Annotated in this window: 4 protein-coding genes; 3 read left to right on the top strand and 1 reads right to left on the bottom strand. The window is 66.7% G+C overall.

What is annotated here, in order from left to right; translation table 11 throughout:
• Together DBR22_RS24850 and DBR22_RS19840 are read left to right on the top strand one after the other, a co-directional pair.
• Positions 1 to 549: type II secretion system F family protein (locus tag DBR22_RS24850; protein ID WP_375134996.1), on the top strand; the 549-nt coding region annotated here is incomplete at its 5' end.
• Entirely contained in the window at positions 546 to 1,175 is a 630-nt protein-coding gene (locus DBR22_RS19840; RefSeq protein WP_258229331.1) for a type II secretion system F family protein, read from the top strand. The genes DBR22_RS24850 and DBR22_RS19840, both read left to right, overlap by 4 nt.
• A gap of 122 nt (positions 1,176 to 1,297) precedes the next feature.
• Here the strand turns inward: DBR22_RS19840 and DBR22_RS19835 are convergent, their stop codons facing one another.
• The gene (locus tag DBR22_RS19835; protein WP_108600413.1) at positions 1,298 to 1,708 is read right to left on the bottom strand and encodes a hypothetical protein; all 411 of its coding nucleotides are present in this window, start codon (positions 1,706 to 1,708) and stop codon (positions 1,298 to 1,300) included.
• A 298-nt stretch (positions 1,709 to 2,006) separates the two neighbouring features.
• Between DBR22_RS19835 and DBR22_RS24845 the strand changes: the two genes are divergently transcribed.
• On the top strand, positions 2,007 to 2,342 hold the full coding sequence (locus DBR22_RS24845; protein ID WP_258229330.1) for a DUF4244 domain-containing protein: 336 nt from the start codon (positions 2,007 to 2,009) through the stop codon (positions 2,340 to 2,342).
• The last annotated feature ends 167 nt before the right edge of the window (positions 2,343 to 2,509 follow it).

Below are 2,509 nucleotides of genomic sequence, written 5' to 3'. Positions count from 1 at the left end.
CGCGTGGACCGCGGCGGCCGGGCAGTCAGCGTCTCCGGCCGGAGGGCGCCGGGGCGCTCCGGCGCGAGCCTCAGCGCGGGTTCATTGGTGATGCTTGGTGCCGTCAGGGCAGCCGCCCACCGGGGATCGCCGGTGTCAGCGGCGATCAGGAATTCCGTGCACCCGGCCTTCGCGCGCAACGATGGCAGGGAATCCCGGATCTGGTGTGAGCTGGCTGCGTGCTTTGACATCGCCGAAGCCAGCGGCTGTCCATTGGCCGATGTCCTGACGCGGTTTGCCGCCCAACTCGAAGTCGAGGACGACGCCGAGGCCGCGCGGCAGACGGCGCTTGCCGGGCCCAAAGCGACAGTCACCCTCCTGACCTGGCTTCCGCTGATGGGCCTGGGACTGGGAATGGCCCTGGGCGTCGATCCGCTGTCCATCCTGATCGGGACGCCGCTGGGTATGGCGGCTTTCGCGGCGGGAGCGGCACTGACCGTCGCCGGAAGAGCCTGGTCCGCCCGTCTGGTCCGCTCGGCTGCCGGGGCCGCCGGGGCGGGGCCAGCGTGACGGCGGCGATTCTGCCCGGGCTGGTTCTCAGCGTTGTTCTGGCCGTCGCCGCCTGGCTGGCCTTTTCCGGACCTGTGCGCGTGCGGCTGCGCCTGCTTGGACTGGGCAGTCAGCCAGGCCGCGAGGCGCGCACGGACCAGGCCTGGAACGGGCAGGGTGCAGGCGACTTGGCTGGCCAAGGCGGCGGACATCACGGCTTGCACGATCCGGCCATGATGCTGGAACTCATAGCCGCGATGCTGGACGCAGGCTCAGGGATCGGCCGCTCGCTGGAACTGGTGGCGGCCTCGGCATCAGCGGATTACAGCCGGGCGCTGCGGCCGGTGGTTTCGGCGCTCGCCATTGGAGCTGACTGGGAGACGGCCTGGCGCAGTTCCGAGGTGCGGTTTCCTGAGATCCTGGAGTTGCGGGATGCATTGGGGTTTGCTGCGCTGACGGGTGCGCCATCGTCGGCCATCCTTTATGCGCAGGCAGCCAGGCTCCGCCGGGAAAGTTTCCGCGCAGCTGAAAAGCGGGCGGCCTCGCTGGGGGTGAAGCTCGTCATTCCGTTGGGTTTGTGCTCGCTGCCGGCTTTCATCTGTTGGGGCGTAATCCCCGTTCTCCTGGCACTGGTGCCCTCGGGGTAGCACGTGTGCCCGCGCGGTCCTGGTATCCCGGGGTAGTAGTTTGTGCCCCCGCGCTCCTGGTGCCTTCGGGGTAGTCCTTGTCCCCGACGGGTCCGAAGGGCTGCGGGCCCTTACCAGCGAAGTCAGTTTCCTCCGCGTCTGTCTTCGTCCCAGGGAGGCATCGTATCGAGCGACGGGGCATCGACCCCGTACTTGGCCTGAATCGCTTGACGGATACGCCTGTCGGCCTCGGCGGCCGCTTCAGAATCGTCTTTCCATGTTGAAGAGACACCGAAAACCTCACATACATCCTGTTCGGTGGCACCTGCCCACCAGCGGGGATCCTCGGTCTTGCCCAACCACTGAAGGATCTGGGCCCGCTCACGCTCATACTGGCCCTTGACCAGGGCGATTCTTTCGGCCGGGCCCCTGCGTTGCTGTTCGAGCCGCATGTTCCGCATGAACCCCAGCACCTCCCCCTGCTGGCCGATGACCTGCAGCCTTTCAAGAAGCGTGCGTTCGTCCCCGTGGTCCGTACTGTTGTCCTCGCCCATGGCCAAAGCGTAGTTCCTGTGTCCTGAATCAGCGGTGATTCCTGGCCGGACTTTGCCGCCGACTTTTCCTCCACATCCCCTCCATTCCTGCAGTTTTCCACTTACCCACCGCCTGCCCTTACCGTCGTTGGCCGAGCCGGGAAGAGTCGGATCAGCCGGCAACTCAGCCGGAACACAGGAGGGGAACACCATGACCACCGTCAACCGATATTGCATTGAGTGCCATACCGAATCACACCTAGCCAACGGAGGACTGAGTACTGCATTGTCGAGCGCAGGTGTAACTGCTGCAGATTCAATGAGCGCACGATCAACCGGCCCTGGATCAGCCGGCAATGGATCAACCAGTACGGGATCCACCAGCACGGGCTCAGCCGGCACGGACCCGGCCAGCACAGCTTGGGCCACCACTGAAGAGGGCAGCAACGTGGTGGAGTTCCAAGCCCGGGCGGACAGGACCAGGACCCGCAACAGCTGGCTGCTGGGGTCAGAGGCAGGTATGGCAACCGCGGAGTACGCCATCGCAACACTGGCCGCCGTGGGATTCGCAGGCCTGCTGGTCTTCATTCTCCGCAGCGACGAAGTACGCGGGTTCCTGCTCACGCTCATCCGCACGGCGCTTGCCCTGCCGTGAGCCGGGCGCCGGCAGCGCCACCCCGGAGCCGCCTCAGAACACGGGGGCGGGCGTGGCTACGGTAGCCCGCTCCAGCGGCTCCACCCGCTCCAACCGCTCCACCGGGTCCAGCCGCTCCAACCGCTCCACCGGGTCCAGCCGCTCCAGCGGCTCCACCCGCTCCAGCC

Origin of the sequence: Arthrobacter sp. HMWF013 (assembly GCF_003061105.1) — a bacterium.
Lineage (GTDB): Bacteria > Actinomycetota > Actinomycetes > Actinomycetales > Micrococcaceae > Arthrobacter.
Note: the sequence above shows the minus strand (reverse complement) of the source record. Positions and strands in the feature narration are given on the sequence as shown.

Coding starts and splice junctions, on each gene's coding strand:
- DBR22_RS24845 (WP_258229330.1), top strand. CDS start 2,007: ATGAGCGCACGATCAACCGGCCCTGGATCAGCCGGCAATGGATCAACC.
- DBR22_RS19835 (WP_108600413.1), bottom strand. CDS start 1,708: ATGGGCGAGGACAACAGTACGGACCACGGGGACGAACGCACGCTTCTT.